The organism is Candidatus Symbiothrix dinenymphae (assembly GCF_001431085.1).
The window spans coordinates 1-690 of sequence record NZ_BBRU01000182.1; the positions used below are offsets into that span (position 1 = coordinate 1).

Genomic DNA, 690 nt, shown 5'->3' on the forward strand with positions numbered 1-690 from the left:
GGGTGCCTGGGACGCTTCGGCGTGCTACAAACCGTTTGTGATTTACAACAAGGCAGAGAAAAAATGGCGGCTGTGGTACAACGGTCGCAACGGAAATCTGGAGCGAATCGGGCTTGTTTTTCTCGACGGTGATGATTTGGGATTTCCTGAAAAATGAAAATGATAAAAACAATAAAAATTACAAGCATCCTCTTAACGATTGCCTTCTGTCAGTCGGTTGCGGCAGGGGACAGCATCTCTGTTGCCAATTTCGGATTAAAACCGAATACGCGCAAAAATGCTGTACCATACGTGCAGAAAGCGCTGGAGGCTTGCAAAGGCAAGAGCGGCATTGTCCTTGTCTTTCCCAAGGGGCGTTACGATTTTTGGCCACAACATTGCATCGAGCGCGAGTATTTTGAGTCAAATTCGGATGATACAAATCCGAGACGGTTGGCAATCCTTATCGAACAACAGGAGGGATTAACGGTTGACGGTTCAGGCTCCGATTTCGTTTTCCACGACCGGATGCAGCCCTTTACCATTGACAACAGCCGCAATATCACCATCAGGAATGTCAGTATCGACTGGGATATTCCCCTTTTAGCACAGGCTGTTGTGTTGCAGGCAAATGAACGGTACATTGATTTGCAAATCAATTCCGAATCGCCCTACATCATAGAAAACGACAAACTGGTTTTTGTGGGCGAA

Annotated in this window: 1 pseudogene; it reads left to right on the forward strand. The window is 46.8% G+C overall.

Going from position 1 to position 690, the window contains the following annotated elements:
- Nucleotides 1-159: 159 nt before the first annotated feature.
- Nucleotides 160-690, forward strand: a pseudogene (locus ASC50_RS02660) (alpha-1,3-galactosidase B); the annotation flags it as partial.